A 20,691-nucleotide genomic window follows, 5' to 3' on the forward strand; every position below is an offset into this window, starting at 1 on the left:
CTTCAGCTTAGCGGGTCGATTGCACTGATTACACGGTCGACGATGTCAGACATTGTCACGTCATCCAGTCGCTCGATGAATTTGGCCGTGCCGTCTCGTACCCGTTGTTCTATGTCAAAACTGCGAACCTGATTACACACCGCTACACCATTGGTTTCGTGGCCAGTAATGGCGACCGCCAAACCCATATACCGGCTGAAATTCCCACCGCTAGTAACAGGCACCGTCATGCTCACGCCCAATGCGTTGATCTCTCTGGGCGTGATCACCACAAAGCGATGTCTGTTCATCATCTCCCGCCCCGCCACTGGGTTTGGATCAATCCAGTAAACGTCACCCCGCTGAGGGGGCTGTCGGCGCACCATCAACCCAGCTCCCGGCCGACAGAATCACCTTCAAGGGTCTCGCTAGTCTGGGCGTTAAGTTTCTGCAATTCTTCTGCGCCTTCGAGTAGCTCTGACAAACTATAACGCTTACGCGTAGCGGCTACGGCTGGACGAGCAATCAGTTCGCCATCGACCACATTCAGCTCTAGCTGTGCGCCAACCTCCAGATGCAACAACTTTAAAAGCGTGGGCGGAATCGTAATGACGGCAGCGCCGCCTTGGCGGCGTATCTTGGAAGTTACGGACATTATGTCGCTCCGATTTGATGCATAGGAATCATCGATTCCTGGATTAGTGCAACAAAAGTAGCACGCGAATAAAGACAAAGCGATCTCCTCACGACAAGCGTAAAACGCCGAATTGGTCTTCAGACTAGCCATCGATCCCGGAACTGTTTTGAGAAAAATGTGAGCAGTTGCGACATTGATAAGTTGGCAGATCGACTCCAAATCAGTTCTATAGACTGCCTATCAGAGAACCAATCATGACCACCCCACTCCTCATCCCCTGCCCCTCCTGCAATGGCGTCAACCGCATTCCAGCCGAGCGTCTCGCCGATCAACCCAAGTGCGGACGCTGCAAGTCTGCGGTGATGGTGAGCAAACCCTTCGAACTCAAACAAGGCGATTACGCCAGTCAGATCAAGGGCGATCTGCCGTTACTGGTGGATGTCTGGGCGGACTGGTGCGGGCCGTGCAAGTCGTTTGCGCCGGTGTTCGAACAGGCTGCGGCGCAGCTGGCGGGCAAGTGCCGGCTGGCCAAGCTCGACAGCGAAGCGAATCAGCAGTTGTCGGCGCAGTTGGGGATTCGCTCGATTCCGAGTCTGATTCTGTTTAAAAACGGCAGGGAAGTGGCGCGGCAGAGCGGTGCGTTGCCATTGCCGCAGTTGATGGCGTGGCTGCGTAGCCAAGGCATCTGACCCAACACAGACCACCCTGTGGGAGCGAGCCTGCTCGCGAAGGCGGCCGATCATTCAACGCTGATGTTGAATGTGCCGGCCTCTTCGCGAGCAGGCTCGCTCCCACAGGATTTGCGTGTGAGTCGGGGAATCAGTGGCCTTCCAGCAGATTGTGCAGTTCAACAAACTGCTGCGTCAGTTTGTGCCGTGGATCGAGGTGGATCAGCGGCATGCTGGCCTGGTGCGACTCGCGCATGCGCACCGAACTGCTCAGGTACACCGGTAATACCGGCAAGCCTTCGGCGATCAACTCATCGAGCATCTGCTGTGGCAGGCTGGCCCGCGCCTGAAACTGATTGACCACAATGCCTTCGACTTCCAATCCTTCGTTGTGGTCATCCTTCAACTCTTCGATCTCGGCGATCAGCCCATACAGGGCCTGACGTGAAAAGCTGTCGCAGTCAAAGGGGATCAACACTCGATCTGCGGCAATCAGCGCCGATACCGCGTAGAAATTCAGTGCCGGCGGGGTATCCAGATAAATCCGGTCGTAATCCTCGGACAATTCGTCGAGCAACTTGCGCAGCTTGTTGATCTTGTGTTTCGCCTCGAGCTTGGGCTGCAGGTCAGCCAGCTCGGCGGTGGCGGTAATGATGTGCAGGTTGTCGAACGGCGTTTCGTAGATGTCCGCCTGATTCTTTTTCGAGAACGGCCCGGAGGACAGGGTCTGTTTGAAGAAGTCAGCGATACCCATCGGGATATCGTCGCCGGTGAGCCCGGTCAGATACTGAGTGGAATTGGCCTGGGCATCGAGGTCGACCAACAACGTGCGATAACCCTCGCTGGCGCTGACCGCCGCCAGATTGCAGGCGATGCTGGATTTGCCCACGCCACCTTTCTGATTGAACACCACGCGCCGCATGACCAAACCTCCGTGTATCAAAGAATGACCGAGTGTAGTTGGCGGTGACCGCGCTTCGCTACCTTCACCGACATGGACTACGTCGTCAGGTGTAAAAATCGACGCCCAGGCATGGAAAAAACCGCCAGCCATTACGGAGACACCTGACAGACACGCCGCGTCAAATCTGGATAATGGCCAAGTGATAGCCATACAGCGAACCGCTCGGTACATTTTGTTGGGCAAAATGTAACCAACATTTGCTACACACCCGTCGCACCGGGATAATGCGCGCCACCCGGCGCCCTGCGCCAAGCCAAGCCTGCTGCGGCGCTGGCGACTCAACGCGTCAACGAAAGCCCGCAGGGGCGGGATGAATGTCCGTGATCAACTTCAACATCGCCCAATGGCGCGCGTGGGCCCCGGGGCTCGACAGCGTGGACGCCTGGCAGGCCTGGAGCCGACAACCGGTCGTGCTGCAGAGCAGTGATGCCGCGCCCGATGTGTCGTTTCTGCCGGCCATGCAGCGCCGCCGCCTCAGCCGCCTGGCGCGGATGGCCTTCAGCGTTGGCTGGCCGCTGGCCGACGGCCGGGACAACCTGCCGCTGGTGTTCGTCTCCCGGCACGGCGAAACCCCGCGCACGTTTGAAATACTCCGCGACCTGGCCACCGAACAGCCATTGTCGCCGACCCAGTTCAGCCTCTCGGTGCATAACGCGATCATCGGTTTGTGGTCGATCATGCGCGGTGAAACCAGCGAAATGACCGCCCTCGCCGCTGCTGGCGACGGCCTCGAACACGGCATGCTCGAAGCGGCGGCACTGCTTGATGAAGGCGCCCCGGCGGTGCTGCTGGTGATCACCGAAGAGCAGCCGCCCGAGGCGTATTCGCAGTGGGTCGATGATGTGCCGTTCCCTTATGCGCTGGGCTTGTTGCTCACGCCCGGTACCGACTGGCGGCTGACCCTGAACAGCAGCACCGAAACCCGGTCAAAGGCGCACTGGCCGCACGCGCTCAACCTGCTGCGAACCCTGCTCGGCCAGCAACCTGACTGCCAACATGCGTGGAAAAATCGTGTATGGACCTGGCATCGCAACCCGTGACCGCCAAACACCGCGACGCCTACTACTGGCGCCTGCTGGCCACTGCTGCGAGCTTCGCCTTGTTCGGGCTCGGCGGGCTGTGTCTGCGCCTTCTGGTATTTCCGCTGCTCGGCTGCCTGCCCGGTGACGCGCTGGTCCATCGCCTGCGCGCGCGGCGTACGGTCAGTCGCTTGTTCTGGTTTTTCGTGCGTTTCATGGCCCGCACCGGCGTGCTCACTTACGACATTGAGGGTGCCGAGCGCCTCGGTCGCCCGGGGCAGATGATCATCGCCAACCACCCGTCGCTGATCGATGTGGTGTTTCTCATCGGTCTGGTGCGCCACGCCAATTGCGTGGTGAAAAAAACCCTCTGGGAAAACCCGTTCACCCGTGGCCCGCTGCGCCGCACCGAGTACATCAGCAACGACGGCAGCATGGACATGCTCGACGCCGCCGCGCAGTCATTGCAGGACGGCCAGACCCTGATCATCTTCCCCGAAGGCACCCGCACCCAGCCGGGGCAGGCGCCGGCCTTTCATCGGGGGGCGGCGGCAATTGCCCTGCGCGGTGCGAAAATCGTTACCCCGGTGATCATCAAGGTCAGCCCGACCACCCTGACCAAAGCCGAGCCGTGGTATCGCATCCCCCATCGCCGCGTGCACTTCAGTTTTCGCGTGGGGGCCGATATAGACCCACAGACCTTCGCCGCGCAAGGCCCCGCACCGCAGGCCTCGCGCAAGCTCAACGATTATTTGCATGACTATTTCATTAAGGAGCTCGCCGCAGATGAGCGAACTGAACACCGCTAGCCTGGTGCGTGACATCAAACTGCTGATCATCGACGCCTTGGGCCTGGAAGACATCAGCCCCGAGGACATCGGCGACGAGCAGACATTGTTCGGCGAAGGCCTCGGCCTGGACTCCGTGGACGCGCTGGAACTGGGCCTGGCGATCCAGAAAAAATACGGCATCAAGATCGACGCCGATGCCAAGGACACCCGCAACCATTTCACCAACGTGGCCAGCCTTGCGGCATTCGTCACGGCAAAACAGGCAGCTTGAGACCGGACCATGCAAACTCGTGACGATATTTTCAACACCCTGCGCGATGCCTTGGTCGAGCTGTTCGAACTGGATCCGGCTTGTGTAAGCATGGAAGCCAATCTGTATCAGGATCTGGAAATCGACAGCATCGATGCGGTCGACCTGATCGATCACATCAAACGCCAGACCGGCAAGAAAATCGCCGCCGAAGAGTTCAAATCGGTGCGCACCGTCGGTGACGTGGTCGAGGCGGTGTTCCGTCTGGTTCAACCGGCCGCATGAGCCGACTGATCGGCCTGGGCCTGCTGCTGGCCGGTCTGCTGTACCCCTTTGCGGTGTATTTCGGCATGGAGCATTTCGCCCCGTGGCAATTTGCGCTGCTGTTGGGCAGCCTGTGGCTGGCGCGAGCCCTGACCGGCGAACGCAAGCCGGGCAGCCTGTGGATGGCGTGCGTGGCGATGGTTTTCTGCCTGCTGCTCGCGGTGTTCGACAGCCCGCAGCTGCTGCGCTGGTACCCGGTGCTGATCAGCGCATTCATGCTGGTGCTGTTCGGCGCAAGCCTGAAATTCGGCCCGCCGATGGTCGAGCGTCTGGCGCGCTTGCGTGAGCCGGAGCTGCCGCAGGTTGCCATTCGCTACACGCGCAAGGTCACGCTGGCCTGGAGCGTGTTTTTCTTCTGCAACGGTTTGTGCGCCGCCCTCCTCACCCTGTGGGCGCCGCTGGATTGGTGGATGTTGTACACCGGCCTGATCTCCTATGGATTGATCGGCCTGATGTTTGCCATTGAATGGCTGATACGACAACGGGTAAGAGGCCGTACATGAATTGGATAAAACTTGAGCAGCTGTTGCTCAAGGCACTGCCGGCACGGGCGATCTGCCAGGCGCCGGCACTCGATCACACGCAACTGCGAGCGCAGGCCCTGAGCGTCGCCGCGGGTCTGCAAAGCCAAGGCGTGAAAAGGCTGGCCGTGCATCTGGAAGATGCCGCCGACCTCGCCATCGCCCTGCTCGGCGCGTGGCGTGCCGGCGTCAGCGTGTTGCTGCCGGCGGATCTGCAAGCGCAGACGCGTCAGCGCTGGTCGCAGGAAGTCGATCTATGGCTGACCGATCAATCAGGCGATGCACAGCTGGACGACTTCACTCAGCCCGGCCTGCCCGGAGCACAACTGGATCTCGATCAATGCCGCCTGAGCCTGTGCACTTCCGGCTCCAGCGGCGAGCCCAAGCGCATCGACAAGACCCTGCGCCAATTGGCCAACGAGGTCGAAGCGCTGGAACAGTTGTGGGGCGCAGACCTCGGTGAAGCCTGCATCATCGGCAGTGTCGCCACGCAACACATCTATGGCCTGCTGTTTCGCGTGTTGTGGCCATTGTGCGCCGGGCGCCCGTTCGTGCGCCGGCAACTGGCGTTCTCCGAAGACTTGCAGCGCGCCAGCCGCGAATACCCGGCCTTCGCCTGGGTCGCCAGCCCGGCGCTGCTCAAGCGCATGGGCGACAACCTCGACTGGCCGGCCCTGAGCGCGGTGCGCCGGGTGTTTTCCTCCGGGGGCGCGTTGCCGTCGGAAGCGGCGCAAAGTCTGCAACAGCGCTTGCAGCAATGGCCGACGGAAATCCTCGGCAGCTCAGAAACTGGCGGCATCGCCTGGCGTCAGGGCGATTCGTTGTGGCGGCCGTTTGCTGGCGTCGAACTGAGCCAGGACAGCGACGGCGCCCTGCTGATCGCCTCGCCTTACCTGCCTGCCGGCCATGTCGAACACAGCGCCGATGCCGCGCGCATTGCCGCCGATGGTCGCTTCGAACTGCTGGGGCGACTGGACCGCATCGTCAAACTGGAAGAAAAACGCATCTCGCTGCCGATGCTCGAGCAGGCCTTGGCAGCCCATGACTGGGTCGTCGAAGCGCGCCTCGGTGTGGTCCAGGAAAACCGCGCCTCGCTCGGTGCGCTGCTGGTGCTCAGCGAATCGGGCCTGTTCGCCCTGCGCGAGCACGGTCGCCGCGACCTGACCGAAACCCTGCGCAAACATCTGAGCCAACATTGCGAAGCCCTCGCCCTGCCCCGACGCTGGCGCCTGCTGCGGCAGATGCCATTGAACAGCCAGGGCAAACTGGCGCAAGCCGACGTCGAAGCATTGCTGCTGGCCGCGCGACCCAAAGCCCCCGAAGTGCTGGAGCAAAGCGAAAGCGACGGCGAGTGGAGCCTGCAACTCAGCGTGCCGCCGGATCTGGCCTACTTCAGCGGGCATTTTCCCAAGGCACCGGTGTTGCCCGGTGTGGTGCAGGTGGAATGGGCGCTGAATCTGGGTCGGCAGTTGCTGAAGCTGAATGGCGGGTTCGCGGGAATGGAGGTGCTGAAGTTTCAGCAACTGGTGCGCCCGGGTGATGAAATCCAGCTGCATCTGCGTTTCGATGCCGAGCGCGGCAAGTTGTATTTCGCTTATCGCAACGACACGGCGACCTGTTCCAGCGGACGCATTCTCCTGGGGCCTGCCCATGCATAACCCCTGCGCCGTAATCCCGGTATACAACCACGAAACCGCGATCACCACCGTGGTCGATGCCCTGCTCGCACAAGGTCTGCCGTGCATTCTGGTGGACGATGCCAGCGAGCCATCCTGCGCGCGGGTGCTCGACACCCTGGCCGAGCGCGACAGGGTTTTTCTGGTGCGCCTGACGGCCAATCAGGGCAAGGGCGGCGCGGTGATGACCGGTCTGCGTGAAGCCTCGCGTCTGGGTTACAGCCATGCCTTGCAGGTCGATGCCGACGGCCAGCACGATTTGCACGACGTCGCGCGCTTCGTCGGCGAATCCCGCGGCCATCCCGAGGCGATGATCTGCGGCTATCCGCTGTTCGACGAGAGCGTGCCGAAAGGGCGTTTGTACGCGCGCTACCTGACGCACGTGATGGTCTGGATCAACACCCTGTCGTTGCAGATTCGCGATTCGATGTGCGGCTTCCGCGTCTACCCGCTGGCGCCAACTCTGGCCGTGATCGACTCGGCGAAGGTCGGCAAGCGCATGGATTTCGACTCGGACATTCTTGTGCGGCTGGCCTGGCGCAATCAGCCGATGCGCTGGCTGCAGACAAGCGTGCATTACCCGCTGGACGGCGTGTCGCACTTTCGCCTGTTCCACGACAACGCGCTGATTTCCAGCATGCACACGCGGCTGTTCTTCGGCATGTTGCTGCGTTGGCCGGTGATCCTCTGGCGGCGGTGGAAACCATGAGCGAAGAAGTCGACAAGAAGCACTGGGCCGACCGCGAAGAGCGCGGCAGTTTCCTGCTGATGAAATTCACTGCATTCGCCGCCAAAGTCCTCGGACGGCGCCTGCTCAGCCCGTTGCTGTACGCCATCGTCCTGTATTTTTTCCTCTTCGGCCGCGTCGCCCGGCGCAGTGCCTGGCAGTACCAGCAGCGGCTGGCCGAGTGGAGCCGGCGCGACGACCTGCGCCCGAGCCACTGGCGGGTGTTCGGCCAGTTCATGACCTTTGCCGATTCGCTGCTCGACAAGCTCGACGTGTGGAACGGCAAGCTGAGCATCGAGCAGATCGAAATCATCGACCCGGCGCTGCTGCGCAAGCAGTTGCGCGGCAGTCGCGGGCAACTGCTGGTCGGCGCGCATCTGGGCAATCTCGAAGTGTGCCGGGCGCTGGCGGAGATCGGCGAAAAGGTCACCATGAACGTGCTGGTGCACACCAAGCACGCCGAGCAATTCAATCGCTTGCTTGGCGAAGCCGGGGCGACCAATCTGCGCCTGATTCAGGTCAGCGAACTCGACCCGGTGATCATGCTGCAACTGCATGAACGACTGGAACGCGGCGAGTGGCTGGCGATTGCCGGTGACCGCGTGCCACTGCACGGCGGGCGCAGCGTGACGGTGGATTTTCTCGGCCACCCGGCGCCATTTCCGCAAGGCCCGTGGTTACTGGCCGGCCTGCTCAAGTGCCCGGTCAATCTGCTGATGTGCCTCAAGCAACCCGACGGCCACTATCGCCTGACTCTCGAACCGTTCGCCGACGCGGTGGTGTGGACACGCCGCGAACGCGAGCAGGTCATTCATCAGTGGGCCACCCGCTACGCGCAGCGCCTGAGTCACTATTGCCTCGAAGCCCCGCAGCAATGGTTCAACTTTTACCCTTTCTGGAAGACCGATGACGACGCCAACCCATGAGCCGGTAACCTTCGGCGAACGCCCTTTGCGCATCGAAGACGTGCTGGCCCTGGCCAACCGTCAGGCGCCCGTGCAATTGCAGGCTGACGCCGACTATCGCGAGCGCATCGCCAAGGGCGCGCGGTTTCTCGATTCGCTGCTGGACAAGGAAGGTGTGATCTACGGCGTCACCACCGGTTACGGCGATTCCTGCGTGGTCGCGGTGCCGCTGCATCACGTCGAGGCGCTGCCGCGTCATCTCTACACCTTTCATGGTTGCGGCCTGGGCAAACTGCTCGACGCGCAGGCGACCCGCGCGGTGCTGGCGGCGCGCTTGCAGTCGTTGTGTCACGGCGTTTCCGGGGTGCGCGTCGAACTGCTCGAGCGTCTGCACGCGTTTCTCGAATACGACATCCTGCCGCTGATTCCCGAAGAGGGTTCGGTGGGTGCCAGCGGCGATCTGACGCCGTTGTCCTATGTCGCCGCAACCCTGTCCGGCGAGCGCGAAGTGCTGTTCCGTGGCGAACGTCGTCAGGCTGCCGACGTGCATCGCGAGCTAGGCTGGACGCCGCTGGTGCTGCGCCCGAAAGAGGCGCTGGCGCTGATGAACGGCACGGCGGTGATGACCGGCCTCGCCTGTCTCGCTTTCGCCCGCGCCGATTACCTGCTGCAACTGGCCACGCGCATCACTGCGCTCAACGTCGTCGCGCTGCAAGGCAATCCGGAGCACTTCGACGAACGCCTGTTCGCCGCCAAACCGCACCCGGGGCAGATGCAGGTCGCCGCGTGGCTGCGCAAGGATCTGGCGATCGACGCGCCGACCGCGCCACTGCATCGTCTGCAGGATCGTTACTCGCTGCGTTGCGCGCCGCATGTGCTCGGCGTGCTGGCCGACAGCCTGAACTGGCTGCGCGGCTTCATCGAAACCGAGCTGAACAGCGCCAACGACAACCCGATCATCGATGCCGAAGCCGAGCGCGTTCTGCATGGCGGGCACTTCTACGGCGGGCACATTGCGTTCGCTATGGACAGCCTGAAAAACCTCGTGGCCAACGTCGCCGATCTGCTCGATCGGCAATTGGCGTTGCTGGTCGACGAGCGTTACAACCACGGCTTGCCGAGCAACCTCTCCGGCGCGCCAGCTGATCGGGCCATGATCAATCACGGCTTCAAGGCGGTGCAGATCGGCACCAGCGCCTGGACCGCCGAAGCGCTGAAAAACACCATGCCGGCCAGCGTGTTCTCGCGCTCCACCGAGTGCCACAACCAGGACAAGGTGAGCATGGGCACCATCGCCGCCCGTGATGCGATTCGCGTGCTGGAGCTGACCGAACAGGTCGCCGCCGCCACGCTGCTCGCCGCCAATCAGGGCGTTTGGCTGCGCGCTCAAGCCGCCGATGCGCGTCCGCTGCCGCCGGCACTGGCAGCGATGCACGAAGAACTCGGCAAAGACTTCCCGCCGGTCATCGAAGACCGCGCGCTGGAAGGCGAACTGCGCCTGTGCCTGCAACGCATCGCCGCGCAACACTGGAGGCTGCATGCGTAGTGCCGGAGTGCTTCACGCCGATACCGAGATTCTCGTACCGTTTTTCGACGTCGACACCATGCACGTGGTCTGGCACGGCCATTACGTCAAATACCTCGAAGTCGCGCGCTGTGCGTTGCTGGACAAGATCGGCCACAACTACACGCACATGGTCGAGTCGGGTTACGCCTGGCCGATCATCGATCTGCAATTGCGCTACGTGCGCAGCGCGGTGTTCGGCCAACGGCTGAACGTGCGCGCCAGCCTGATCGAGTGGGAAAACCGTCTGAAGATCAATTATCTGATCAGCGACCTGCAGACCGGCGAACGCCTGACCCGCGCAAGCTCCGTGCAGGTCGCCGTCGAAGTCAGCAGCCGCGAGATGCAACTGGCTTCACCCAAAGTCTTCACCGATGCCGTGGAAAGGATGCTGCGATGAATGTGTTGTTCAAAAGCCTTGGCGCGTTGGCGCTGCTGGCCGTGTCGTCATGGGCCAATGCCTTCGACCTGCAACAACTCAGTGAACAACTGGCGAAACCGGATGTTATCCACGGCCAGTTCATCCAGGAAAAACACCTGCGCGCCCTGCCGCAGCCGCTGATCAGCAAGGGCAGCTTCGTCCTCGCGAAAAATCATGGCCTGCTGTGGCTGTTGAAAACCCCGCTGCAACAGGATTACCGCATCACCGCCAATGGCATCGCCCGCCGTGACACCAATGGCTGGCAACTGCTGCCGAACAAGAGCGCCGGTGCCGAGCAGAACCGTTTGTTTCTCGCCGTGCTGCAAGGTGACAGCAGCGGTTTGCAGCGCGATTTCGAACTGGCCCTGAGCGGCACGGCGCAGCAGTGGCAACTGACCCTGACGCCGCGTTCGATGCTGCTCAAGCAAGTGTTCCAGCAGATCAATATCGACGGCGGTGCTCTGGTGCAAACCATCGAACTGCTGGAAACCCAAGGCGACAGCACCCTGCTGCGCATGCAGGACAGCACGGCCGAGCAACCCTTGAGCGAAGCGGAGCAACATGACTTTGCCGAGTGAACGCAAGCTGCCCTGGCTGTTTCTGAGCCTGCTGCTGGCCGTCGTCGCGCTGGCTGCCTGGCAGTGGCGCGACGGTGCGCCGCTGTCGGCCAATCTCATGGAGCTGGTACCCGGGACCAATCCAGACGCGCTGGAGTTGCGCGCCGAACAGCGCATGCAAGAACCGCTCAATCGCGAAATGCTGGTGCTGGTCGGCCACGCCGATCGCCAGCAAGCGCTGACCATGGCCCAACAACTGGGCGAACAATGGCAGGCCAGCGGTCTGTTCGAAACCGTGCAGTGGAACCTGCAAGCCGACTTGCCGGCGCTGCGCAAGCAATTGCTGCAAGGACGCCTTGCGATGCTCTCGGCGGATGATCGGCAGCTACTCAGCAAGCACCCCGACGCGTTCATCCAGCAGCGAGTACAGGCGCTGTTCGATCCGTTCAACGGCTTCACCCTGGTGCCAAGCCAGGACGACTGGCTGGGCCTGACCGGGCGCATCCAGAACAGCCAGCCGAAACATGGCGCAGTGCAACTGGACATTGGCAGCGGCGCACTGGTCGCCGATGCCGACGGCAAGAGCTGGGTGATGCTGCGTGCGCGCACCACCGGCAACGCCTTCGATATGAACCTGCCGCTGCAAGTGGCAGAGCTGCTCCAGCACAGCCGCGAACAGGCGGCGAAAGGCGACGTGCAGTTGCTCGCCGCCAGTGGCCTGCTCTACGCCGCCAACGGCCAGCAACAAGCCACCCGCGAAATGACCTGGGTCGGCGGTGGTGCGACGGTCGGCATTCTGCTGTTGCTCCTGTTGGCGTTTCGCCGCTGGGGCGTGCTGCTGGCATTTGTTCCGGTGCTGGTCGGCATGCTGTTCGGCGCGGTGGCCTGCGTGGCGCTGTTCGGCCACATGCATGTGATGACGCTGGTGCTCGGTTCGAGTCTGATCGGCGTCGCCGTCGATTACCCGCTGCACTATCTGTCCAAGAGCTGGAGCCTCAAGCCGTGGCGCAGCTGGCCGGCCCTGCGCCTGACCTTGCCGGGGCTGACCCTGAGCCTGATCACCAGCGTTATCGGCTACCTGGCGCTGGCGTGGACACCGTTCCCGGCGCTGACGCAGATCGCGGTGTTCTCCGCCGCCGGTTTGCTCGGCGCCTATCTGTCGGCGGTCTGCCTGCTGCCGGCGCTGCTGAAAAATGTCCAACTGCGCCCGGCGCAATGGCCGCTGCGCCTGGCCGAGCGCCTGATTCATCTGCGTGAGGCGTTGCTCGGTTGCATGCGCACGCCCGCGCTGCTGGCCCTGCTGATTGCCTTCTGCATCGGCGGCTTGATGCAGTTGCAGAGCAAAAACGACATTCGCCAATGGGTCGGCGCGCCGCAGCATCTGACCGACGAAGCGCAGACCATCGCGCGCATCACCGGGTATCAACCGACCAGCCAGTTCTTCCTGATCCGCGCTGCCAATCAGGAGCAATTGCTCGAGCGCCAGGCAGCGCTGAGCGAACGGCTGCAGCAGCTGGTCAACCTCGACAAACTGCAAGGCTATCTGGCCCTTGATCAACTGGTCAGCGCGCCGAGCCAGCAACAGCAAGTGCGCGAATCACTGAACAAGCTGCCGTCGTTCTGGCAACCGCTGCTCGATCTCGGCGTGCCGGTGGCTGCGTTGCAAAATGAATTGCAGCAGTTGCAGACCCTGCCCGCCGAAGACATCGACGCCGCGCTGGCCGGCCCGCTCGGCGAGCCGTATCGGACACTGTGGCTTGGACCGACTGAAGACGGCGTCGCAGCGATGACCAGTTTGCAGGGCTTGAACAATCCGTCGTTGTTGCGCGTGCAGGCGCTCGATTTGCCGGGGGTGGTGCTGGTCGATCGCCTCGGTGATCTGAACAAGGTGTTCGCCGCCACGCAGATCAGCGCTGCCGAACTGAAACTGGCCTCCTGCGTGTTGATCGTGCTGGTGCTGATGCTGCCGTTCGGCCTGACCGGCGCCCTGCGTATCGTCGCCCTGCCGCTGCTGGCGGCGCTGTGCAGTCTGGCCAGCCTTGGCTGGCTCGGTCAGCCGCTGACCCTGTTCAGCCTGTTCGGCCTGTTGCTGGTGACGGCGATCAGCGTCGATTACGCAATCCTCATGCGCGAACAGGTCGGCGGCGCAGCGGTAAGTCTGCTCGGCACCTTGCTCGCCGCCGTCACCACGTGGCTATCGTTCGGGCTGCTGGCGGTGTCCAGCACCCCGGCGGTGAGCAATTTCGGCCTGTCGGTGAGCCTCGGCCTGGCGTTCAGCTTCATGCTCGCGCCGTGGGCCGGGCGCCATGAACCGGTTGCGGAGCCAGCGGCATGATGGTCTTCGGCTTCTGGTTGCTGGCCTTGGCGCTGTTTGCGCTGGCGACTCGTGTCGGCCGTCACTTCGGCCTGATTCCGATCGTCAGTCAGTTGCTGCTGGCGAGCTTCGGTTTGCCGTTGCTGATGTATTTCTGGATCGAGCCGGGCTGGCAGCTCAGCGGCGCACAACTGATCGCCCCGGACTGGCTGAAAGATCTCTACAGCCTGAGCTTCGCCTTGCTGCTCGGGCACATCCTCAGCGATGTCATCGATCTGCGTCTGGATCGCCAGAGCGTAAAAATCGCTGTGCCGAGTTTCGCTGTGCCGTTCGCTTGCGGGCTGGCGGTTGCGTACTGGTTGCTGCCGTCGCAGCCGTGGTTCAACGCATTGGCCATCGGACTGGTCTTCGCGATTACCGCGATCCCGGTGTTGTACCTGTATCTGCGTCATATCGATTACCCGCCCGCTGCCACGCGGCGGCTGGTGCAAACCGCGATCCTTATCGATCTGACCTGCTGGACGCTGTTCGGCCTCGCCCAGGGCAGCCTGCACCTGAGCAGCCTGTTGCTGCCTGTGGCCATGGCCGGCGTGCCGCTGCTTTTGCACCTGCTGCGCGTGCGTCGCCCGCTGACTTACAGCCTCGGCTTCTTCGCGTTGCTGGTCATGGCCGAGCATTACAAACTCAACGCGCTGATTTTCGGCATCGGCTATCTGCTGTGCATGGCGCTGCTGAAAGTGCCGTTGGTGCTGCCGTTGCCGGCACGCTGGATGAGCCGTTTGCAGACGTGGATCGCAATCCCGCTGATCCTCACGTTCGGCATCGTCCAGATCGACGTGCACAGCGCCCTCGCCAGCCTCGACGCCGGGCAATGGGCGGCGCTGCTGCTCTTGCCGATTGCCAGTAAACTGCTCGGCAACTGGCTCGGCCTCGGTTGGGCTGGAGCCTCGTTCGCGGGTGCCAGCCGCTGGCGCGAAAGCGTACTGCTGAACATTCGCGGCCTGAGCGAAATCGTCTTTCTCAATCTGTTGTTGCAACAACAGCTCATCACCCCGGCGCTGTATTTCGCGCTGATGCTGATGGGCCTGATCGCGACGCTGCTGCCGGCCCTGATCGGCCTGCATCGCGCGCCCCTGAATCTGAACAGTCCTCTGCCCCGGAGCTCACGTGCCAATCGTTGAAATGGAATCCCGTCAGGTCGTGATCATCGGTGCCGGCCCGTCCGGTGCTATCGCCGCTGCCCTGCTCAAGCGCAAGGGCCACGATGTGCTGGTGCTCGAGCGCCAGCACTTCCCACGCTTCTCCATCGGCGAAAGCCTGCTCAGCCACTGCCTGGACTTCGTTGAAGAAGCCGGCATGCTCGACGCCGTCAACGCCGCCGGGTTCCAGCGCAAGACCGGCGCGGCGTTTGCCTGGGGCGAGCGCTACAGCGCTTTCGATTTTGGCGACACTTTCACCGCCGGCAAGCCGACCACGTTCCAGGTGCAGCGCGCCGATTTCGACAAGTTGCTGGCCGATCAAGCAGCATTGCAAGGTGCGGAAATCCGTTATGGCGATGCGATTGTCAGCGTCGATTTCGATCAGGCGAAACCACAACTCGATGTGCGCCGCGAAGATGGCAGCGAGTACCGCGTCGAAGCCGATTTCGTCCTGGACGCCAGCGGCTACGGCCGCGTGCTGTCGCGCTTGCTCGACCTCGAAGCACCTTCGAATTTCCCGGTGCGTCAGGCCGTGTTCACCCATGTCGAAGATCACATCGACAACCCGGCGTTCGACCGTGAAAAGATCCTCGTCACCACCCATCCCGAGCATCGCGATGTGTGGTTCTGGACCATCCCGTTCAGCAATGGCCGCTGCTCGGTAGGCGTGGTCGCGGCTGAGGAACATTTCCGGGGTCGCGACAGCGATCTCGATGCCTGCCTGCGCAGCTTCATCGCCGAGACGCCGAGCCTCGCCGGGGTTCTGAACAACGCGGTCTGGGACACCCCGGCGCGCACCCTCGGCGGCTATGCGGCCAACGTGAAAACCCTGCACGGCCCGGGCTTTGCGCTGCTGGGCAACGCCGCAGAATTCCTCGACCCGGTGTTCTCCTCCGGCGTGACCATTGCCATGCGTTCGGCGAGCATGGCCGCTGGCGTGCTGCACCGCCAGTTGCAGGGTGAAACGGTGGACTGGCAAAGCGAATTTGCCGAACCGTTGAAACGCGGCGTCGATACCTTCCGCTGCTACGTCGAAGGCTGGTACGCCGGCACCTTCCAGGACGTGATTTTCTACGAGGACAGTCAGGCGGAGATTCGCCGGATGATCTGCTCGATCCTCGCCGGTTACGCCTGGGACGAGCGCAACCCGTTTGTCAGCGAAGCGCGGCGCCGGCTGAAGATGATTTCCCAACTCTGCGCGCAGGACGCCTCATGAATTACTTGAGCGACAGTTACGTCGAGGAAACCCGCTTCGGTCTCTGGTTCTTGCGCAGCCACACCTGGCAGCACCATGTGCTGCGCGTGGCGATCAACGATTTGCGTGGATTATTCAGTGAAGCACTGCCGGAACACCCGGTGCTGCTCGACGCCGGTTGCGGTCAGGGCAAGTCGTTCGGCCACCTGCGCCAGACCTTCGCCCCGCAGCGACTGATCGGCGTCGACGCCGACCCGCACAGCCTGCAACTCAGCGCCCAAGAGGCCACGCGCCTGGGCATGCCAGTCGAGTTGATCGGCAGCGATTGCGCCACGCTCAACGTCGCCGATGCCAGCGTCGACCTGCTGTTCTGCCACCAGACCTTCCATCATCTGGTCGAGCAGGAAAAGGCTTTGGCCGAGTTCTATCGCGTGCTCAAGCCAGGCGGCTATCTGCTGTTCGCCGAATCCACCGAGGCTTACATTGATACCTGGGTGATTCGCTGGCTGTTCCGCCATCCGATGCATGTGCAGAAGAGCGCCGCCGGCTACCTGCAGATGATCCGCGAGCAGGGCTTCGAGTTTGCCGAGCGCAATGTGTCCTACCCGTATCTGTGGTGGAGCCGGTCGAAGGATTTTGGTTTGCTGGAGCGGTTGGGGTTGAGCAAACCCAAGCCATTCGGTGAGCGCGAAGAGACGCTGGTGAATGTCGTCGCGCGCAAGCCATTGCAGGAATCTGTCTGATGTACGGCTATCGATCTGAACACCTGAAACCCTGTGGGAGCGAGCCTGCTCGCGAAAGCGGTGTATCAGTCAGCCAAAGTGGCGAATGTCAGATTGCATTCGCGAGCAGGCTCGCTCCCACAGGGTTTGCTGCATGGCTGGTGATCGTTTTGTCAGCCCTGCTGCTCAGTGCCTGCGCCAGCCAGCCACCGCTACCAGCGGCCAACCCGACGCTGCCTCTGCCGCTGCAACTGCACATTGAGCGCGAGCAAGCCGGGCAGCGTCAGGACTGGCTGCTGGTGATCCAGCGCGAAGGCGCCGGCACGCGTTGGTCGATGATGGATCCGCTGGGCATTCCCCAGGCCCGCCAGCAACTGATCGACGGGCACTGGCAGGCCGACGGTCTGCTGCCGCCGAACCCGGAAGCGCGGGAGTTGTTCGCCGCACTGCTGTTCGCCTTGACGCCTCCTGCCGAGCTGCTGCGCAACTATCCCGACGCCCGCCAACAGGCCGATCAGCGTTCACTGCCGGCGCGCTGGAACGTCCGCTATTCACAACCGTTGAGCTTCCAATTGAATCTGCCCCAAGGCCCGCACTATCGCGTTTCCCAGTTAGGTGAATCGACGCCATGACCGCTTACCTGAATGCCCTCGGCGTGATCTGCGCCCTGGGCCGCGACAAGTCTGAAGTCGCGCGCAATCTGTTCGCCGGCGACTGTTCGGGGATGCGCCGCGAGTCCGGCTGGGTCGCCGAACGTGAACTGCCTGTGGCTGGCGTACACGGTGAATTGGCGGCGATCCCTGCGGACCTGGTCGAGCACAGCAGTCGCAACAATCAGCTGCTGCTGGAAGCCGCGCTGCAGATTCGAGACGACATCGATCGTGCGATCCAGACCTTCGGCCGCGAGCGCATAGGCGTGGTGCTAGGCACCAGCACCTCGGGCATCGACGAGGCCAGCCGGGGTCTGGCGCATTACATCCGCGAACAGCAATTTCCCCGCGAGTACGACTATCGCCAACAGGAACTCGGCGCCCCGGCGAATTTTCTCGCCGAATGGCTGCAACTGAGCGGCCCGGCCTACGTGATTTCCACCGCCTGTACCTCCAGCGCCCGCGCGCTGATGAGTGCTCAGCGCCTGCTCGATCTGGGCTTGTGCGACGCGGTACTGTGCGGCGGCGTCGACAGTCTGTGCAAGCTCACGCTGAACGGTTTCTCTTCGCTGGAAGCCGTTTCAGATGAGCGCTGCAATCCGTTCTCCGCCAACCGCAACGGCATCAATATCGGCGAGGCAGCGGTGCTGTTCGTGATGAGCAAACAGCGCGACGAAGGCCCGGGCATCGCCCTGCTGGGTGCGGGCGCCAGCTCGGATGCGCACCATATCTCCGCGCCGGAGCCGAGCGGTCGCGGCGCCCTGCAAGCCATGCAAAAAGCCCTTGGTCGCGCGCATCTGCAAGCCGGGCAAATCAACTACCTGAACCTGCACGGCACCGCCACCCAGCACAACGACGCGATGGAAAGTCTGGCGGTCGCGGCGCTGTTTCCCCAAGGCGTCGCCTGCTCGTCAACCAAGCCGCTGACCGGCCACACCCTCGGCGCGGCTGGCGCGCTGGAAGCGGCGTTCTGCTGGCTGAGCCTGAGTGCCGACAACCCTGAGCAGGCGTTACCGCCGCATATCTGGGACGGCCAGGCCGATCCCGCGCTGCCGCCGCTCAAGTGGGTGACCGCGAGCGAACGCCTGACGTCCATTGCACCGCGCTACCTGATGAGCAACTCGTTTGCCTTCGGCGGCAACAACGTCAGCCTGATTATCGGAGACGCCCCATGAGCCACTGGCCGCTCGCCGAACTGCTGCCGCATGCCGGCGACATGATTCTGATCGACGCGATCGAGCGCTTCGACGATGAGCAGATTTTCACCCGCCTCACGGTCAAGCCCGACGGCCTGTTCAACCTGCCCGACGGCAGCCTGCCGGCGTGGGTCGGCGTCGAGCTGATGGCGCAGAGCGTCGCCGCTTTCGCCGGTTGCCACGCCCGGCAGAAAGGCAATCCGCCGGAGCTGGGCTTTCTCCTCGGCACGCGCAAATTCGAGTGCAACGTCGAAGCCTTTGCGCCTGGCAGCGTGCTGACCATCCACGGCCTGCGCTCACTGGAAGACGACAACGGCATGGGCGTATTCGAATGTCACATCCACGGTGACGGCATTCATGCCAGCGCCCGGCTGAACGTGTTCCGTCCGCCGCATGCCAACCAATATCTGCAACAGACAAAGGAGTCGCACGATGACTGAATCCGTACTGGTCACCGGCTCCAGCCGTGGCATCGGCCGCGCCATTGCCTTGCGTCTGGCGCAAGCCGGGCACGACATCGTCCTGCATTGCCGCAGCGGCATGACCGAAGCCCAAGCGGTGCAGGCCGAAATCGAAGCATTGGGTCGCCGCGCACGCATTCTGCAATTCGACGTCGCCGACCGTGAAACCTGCAAAAGCATTCTCGAGGCCGACGTCGAAAACCATGGCGCCTATTACGGCGTGGTACTCAACGCCGGGCTGACTCGCGACGGAGCGTTTCCGGCGCTGAGCGATGACGATTGGGACGTGGTCCTGCGCACCAACCTCGACGGTTTCTACAACGTCCTGCACCCGGTGATGATGCCGATGATCCGTCGTCGCGCCGCCGGGCGCATCGTCTGCATCACTTCGGTATCGGGCCTGATCGGCAACCGTGGCCAAGTCAATTACAGCGCCTCGAAGGCCGGCGTGATCGGTGCGGCAAAGGCGTTGGCGATCGAGCTGGGCAAGCGCAAAATCACCGTTAACTGCGTCGCCCCTGGCCTGATCGACACGGCCATGCTCGACGAAAACGTGCCGGTGGAGGAACTGATGAAAATGATCCCCGCGCAACGCATGGGCACCCCTGAAGAAGTGGCCTCTGCGGTGAATTTCCTGATGTCGGCGGAAGCCTCGTACATCACCCGTCAGGTCCTGGCGGTCAACGGAGGCCTGTGCTGATGAAGCGCGTCGTCGTCACCGGCATGGCCGGCATCACCTCGCTGGGCAGCGACTGGCCGACCATTGCCGGCAATTTCGCGGCCAATCGCAGCGGCATTCGCCGCATGGACGAGTGGGATCGCTTCACTGAGCTCAACACGCGTCTGGCCGGACCTATCGATGATTTCCTCGTACCGTCGCACTGGACCCGCAAGCAGTTGCGCAGCATGGGCCGGGTTTCGCGACTGGCGGTCGGCGCAGCAGAAAAGGCTCTGGCCGATGCTGGCCTGCTCGGTGACGAATCGATCAAGGACGGGCGCATGGGCGTCGCTTGTGGTTCATCTACCGGTAGCACTGACGAGATCAAAGCCTTCGGCAACATGCTGCTCAACTCGGTGGCCGAGGGGCTCAACGCCAACTCCTATGTGCGGATGATGCCGCACACCACCGCCGCCAATATCAGCATTTTCTTCGGCCTCACCGGGCGCCTGATCCCGACCTCCAGCGCCTGCACCAGCGGCAGCCAGGGCATCGGCTACGCCTACGAGGCAATCAAGTTCGGCCGCTTGCCGTTGATGCTCGCCGGCGGTGCCGAAGAACTGTGCCCGACTGAAGCCATGGTGTTTGACGCGCTCTACGCCACCAGCCTGAAAAACGATGCACCACAGACCAGCCCACGCCCGTACGACAAGGGCCGCGACGGTCTGGTGATCGGCGAAGGCGGCGGCATGCTGGTGCTTGAAGAGCTGGAACACGCCCTCGCCCGTGGCGCGCACATTCACGCGGAAATCGTCGGTTTCGGCAGCAACGCCGACGGCCAGCACACGACCCGCCCGGAACAGGTCACCATGCGCCGCGCCATGGAGCTGGCCTTGGAAGATGCCGGCCTCAGTCCGGACGCCATTGGCTATGTGAACGGCCACGGCACCGCGACCGAACAGGGCGACATCGCCGAAACGCTGGCCACCAGCAGCTTGTTCGGCGAACACATGCCGATCAGCTCGCAGAAGAGCTTCCTCGGCCACACCCTCGGTGCCTGCGGTGCGCTGGAGTCATGGTTCAGCATCGAGATGCTCAACAGCGACCGTTACGTGCACACCTTCAACCTCGACGAGGTCGACCCGCACTGCGGCAAGCTCGATTACCTGCGCGGCGAGTTTCGTCAGATGCACCACGACTACGTGATGAACAACAACTTCGCTTTCGGTGGCGTCAACACTTCGTTGATCTTCCGCCGCTGGGCATAACCGAATCAATCCAGGTCAAGGAGAC

The 20,691-nt window shown here is 62.6% G+C and carries 24 protein-coding genes; 21 read left to right on the forward strand and 3 right to left on the reverse strand.

Going from position 1 to position 20,691, the window contains the following annotated elements:
* Positions 1-2: 2 nt before the first annotated feature.
* Both mazF and mazE read right to left on the reverse strand, forming a co-directional pair.
* Positions 3-365: a type II toxin-antitoxin system toxin MazF gene (gene mazF / locus AB4N48_RS22235; RefSeq protein ID WP_056787412.1), complete on the reverse strand. Its 363-nt coding sequence runs from the start codon at positions 363-365 to the stop codon at positions 3-5.
* Positions 365-634: a type II toxin-antitoxin system antitoxin MazE gene (gene mazE, locus AB4N48_RS22240; RefSeq protein ID WP_008077592.1), complete on the reverse strand. Its 270-nt coding sequence runs from the start codon at positions 632-634 to the stop codon at positions 365-367. The genes mazF and mazE overlap by 1 nt, the downstream gene beginning before the upstream one ends.
* Before the next feature lie 236 nt (positions 635-870).
* Here mazE and trxC point away from each other — a divergent pair, with 236 nt between their 5' ends.
* Complete coding sequence (trxC, locus tag AB4N48_RS22245) at positions 871-1,305, forward strand: thioredoxin TrxC (RefSeq protein WP_056787410.1); 435 nt, start codon at positions 871-873, stop codon at positions 1,303-1,305.
* A 130-nt stretch (positions 1,306-1,435) separates the two neighbouring features.
* On the opposite strand, the gene AB4N48_RS22250 is transcribed toward trxC, so the two are convergent.
* Entirely contained in the window at positions 1,436-2,206 is a 771-nt protein-coding gene (locus AB4N48_RS22250) for a ParA family protein (RefSeq protein ID WP_056787407.1), read from the reverse strand.
* A 356-nt stretch (positions 2,207-2,562) separates the two neighbouring features.
* Between AB4N48_RS22250 and AB4N48_RS22255 the strand changes: the two genes are divergently transcribed.
* The 20 genes from AB4N48_RS22255 to AB4N48_RS22350 are packed head-to-tail and all read left to right on the forward strand — an operon-like array spanning position 2,563 to position 20,666.
* Entirely contained in the window at positions 2,563-3,288 is a 726-nt protein-coding gene (locus AB4N48_RS22255) for a beta-ketoacyl synthase chain length factor (RefSeq protein WP_041477598.1), read from the forward strand.
* Positions 3,264-4,076: a lysophospholipid acyltransferase family protein gene (locus AB4N48_RS22260; RefSeq protein WP_041477597.1), complete on the forward strand. Its 813-nt coding sequence runs from the start codon at positions 3,264-3,266 to the stop codon at positions 4,074-4,076. Before AB4N48_RS22255 ends, AB4N48_RS22260 begins: the two co-directional genes overlap by 25 nt.
* A complete protein-coding gene (locus AB4N48_RS22265; RefSeq protein WP_039756723.1) occupies positions 4,054-4,329 on the forward strand; it encodes a phosphopantetheine-binding protein in 276 nt (91 codons plus the stop codon). Before AB4N48_RS22260 ends, AB4N48_RS22265 begins: the two co-directional genes overlap by 23 nt.
* A gap of 9 nt (positions 4,330-4,338) precedes the next feature.
* Positions 4,339-4,593, forward strand: coding sequence for an acyl carrier protein (locus AB4N48_RS22270; RefSeq protein ID WP_150638062.1), 255 nt, complete (start codon positions 4,339-4,341; stop codon positions 4,591-4,593).
* A complete protein-coding gene (locus tag AB4N48_RS22275) occupies positions 4,590-5,135 on the forward strand; it encodes a COG4648 family protein (RefSeq protein ID WP_041477595.1) in 546 nt (181 codons plus the stop codon). The genes AB4N48_RS22270 and AB4N48_RS22275 overlap by 4 nt, the downstream gene beginning before the upstream one ends.
* On the forward strand, positions 5,132-6,811 hold the full coding sequence (locus tag AB4N48_RS22280) for an AMP-binding protein (RefSeq protein WP_353188801.1): 1,680 nt from the start codon (positions 5,132-5,134) through the stop codon (positions 6,809-6,811). The genes AB4N48_RS22275 and AB4N48_RS22280 overlap by 4 nt, the downstream gene beginning before the upstream one ends.
* The gene (locus AB4N48_RS22285) at positions 6,804-7,538 is read left to right on the forward strand and encodes a glycosyltransferase family 2 protein (RefSeq protein WP_056787395.1); all 735 of its coding nucleotides are present in this window, start codon (positions 6,804-6,806) and stop codon (positions 7,536-7,538) included. Before AB4N48_RS22280 ends, AB4N48_RS22285 begins: the two co-directional genes overlap by 8 nt.
* The gene (locus AB4N48_RS22290) at positions 7,535-8,482 is read left to right on the forward strand and encodes an LpxL/LpxP family acyltransferase (protein WP_252887199.1); all 948 of its coding nucleotides are present in this window, start codon (positions 7,535-7,537) and stop codon (positions 8,480-8,482) included. Before AB4N48_RS22285 ends, AB4N48_RS22290 begins: the two co-directional genes overlap by 4 nt.
* Positions 8,463-10,007 (forward strand): HAL/PAL/TAL family ammonia-lyase, encoded by a 1,545-nt coding sequence (locus AB4N48_RS22295; protein ID WP_095181015.1) that lies wholly within the window; start codon positions 8,463-8,465, stop codon positions 10,005-10,007. Before AB4N48_RS22290 ends, AB4N48_RS22295 begins: the two co-directional genes overlap by 20 nt.
* Positions 10,000-10,425 (forward strand): acyl-CoA thioesterase, encoded by a 426-nt coding sequence (locus AB4N48_RS22300; protein WP_056787385.1) that lies wholly within the window; start codon positions 10,000-10,002, stop codon positions 10,423-10,425. Before AB4N48_RS22295 ends, AB4N48_RS22300 begins: the two co-directional genes overlap by 8 nt.
* Complete coding sequence (locus AB4N48_RS22305; RefSeq protein WP_460094333.1) at positions 10,422-11,024, forward strand: outer membrane lipoprotein carrier protein LolA; 603 nt, start codon at positions 10,422-10,424, stop codon at positions 11,022-11,024. Before AB4N48_RS22300 ends, AB4N48_RS22305 begins: the two co-directional genes overlap by 4 nt.
* Positions 11,008-13,338, forward strand: a complete 2,331-nt coding sequence (locus tag AB4N48_RS22310) for an MMPL family transporter (RefSeq protein WP_460094334.1) — start codon at positions 11,008-11,010, stop codon at positions 13,336-13,338. The genes AB4N48_RS22305 and AB4N48_RS22310 overlap by 17 nt, the downstream gene beginning before the upstream one ends.
* Positions 13,335-14,498 (forward strand): cation:proton antiporter, encoded by a 1,164-nt coding sequence (locus tag AB4N48_RS22315; protein WP_056787377.1) that lies wholly within the window; start codon positions 13,335-13,337, stop codon positions 14,496-14,498. The genes AB4N48_RS22310 and AB4N48_RS22315 overlap by 4 nt, the downstream gene beginning before the upstream one ends.
* The gene (locus tag AB4N48_RS22320; protein ID WP_252887197.1) at positions 14,485-15,732 is read left to right on the forward strand and encodes an NAD(P)/FAD-dependent oxidoreductase; all 1,248 of its coding nucleotides are present in this window, start codon (positions 14,485-14,487) and stop codon (positions 15,730-15,732) included. The genes AB4N48_RS22315 and AB4N48_RS22320 overlap by 14 nt, the downstream gene beginning before the upstream one ends.
* Entirely contained in the window at positions 15,729-16,454 is a 726-nt protein-coding gene (locus AB4N48_RS22325) for a class I SAM-dependent methyltransferase (protein WP_150638049.1), read from the forward strand. The genes AB4N48_RS22320 and AB4N48_RS22325 overlap by 4 nt, the downstream gene beginning before the upstream one ends.
* Complete coding sequence (locus AB4N48_RS22330) at positions 16,454-17,065, forward strand: hypothetical protein (protein WP_191637005.1); 612 nt, start codon at positions 16,454-16,456, stop codon at positions 17,063-17,065. The genes AB4N48_RS22325 and AB4N48_RS22330 overlap by 1 nt, the downstream gene beginning before the upstream one ends.
* Positions 17,062-18,258, forward strand: a complete 1,197-nt coding sequence (locus tag AB4N48_RS22335; protein WP_217851087.1) for a beta-ketoacyl-[acyl-carrier-protein] synthase family protein — start codon at positions 17,062-17,064, stop codon at positions 18,256-18,258. Before AB4N48_RS22330 ends, AB4N48_RS22335 begins: the two co-directional genes overlap by 4 nt.
* Complete coding sequence (locus AB4N48_RS22340) at positions 18,255-18,719, forward strand: hotdog family protein (RefSeq protein WP_056787367.1); 465 nt, start codon at positions 18,255-18,257, stop codon at positions 18,717-18,719. The genes AB4N48_RS22335 and AB4N48_RS22340 overlap by 4 nt, the downstream gene beginning before the upstream one ends.
* Complete coding sequence (gene fabG, locus AB4N48_RS22345; RefSeq protein WP_041477582.1) at positions 18,712-19,440, forward strand: 3-oxoacyl-ACP reductase FabG; 729 nt, start codon at positions 18,712-18,714, stop codon at positions 19,438-19,440. The genes AB4N48_RS22340 and fabG overlap by 8 nt, the downstream gene beginning before the upstream one ends.
* On the forward strand, positions 19,440-20,666 hold the full coding sequence (locus tag AB4N48_RS22350; protein WP_041477581.1) for a beta-ketoacyl-ACP synthase: 1,227 nt from the start codon (positions 19,440-19,442) through the stop codon (positions 20,664-20,666). Before fabG ends, AB4N48_RS22350 begins: the two co-directional genes overlap by 1 nt.
* The last annotated feature ends 25 nt before the right edge of the window (positions 20,667-20,691 follow it).

This window comes from Pseudomonas sp. S2_C11, from assembly GCF_054668395.1.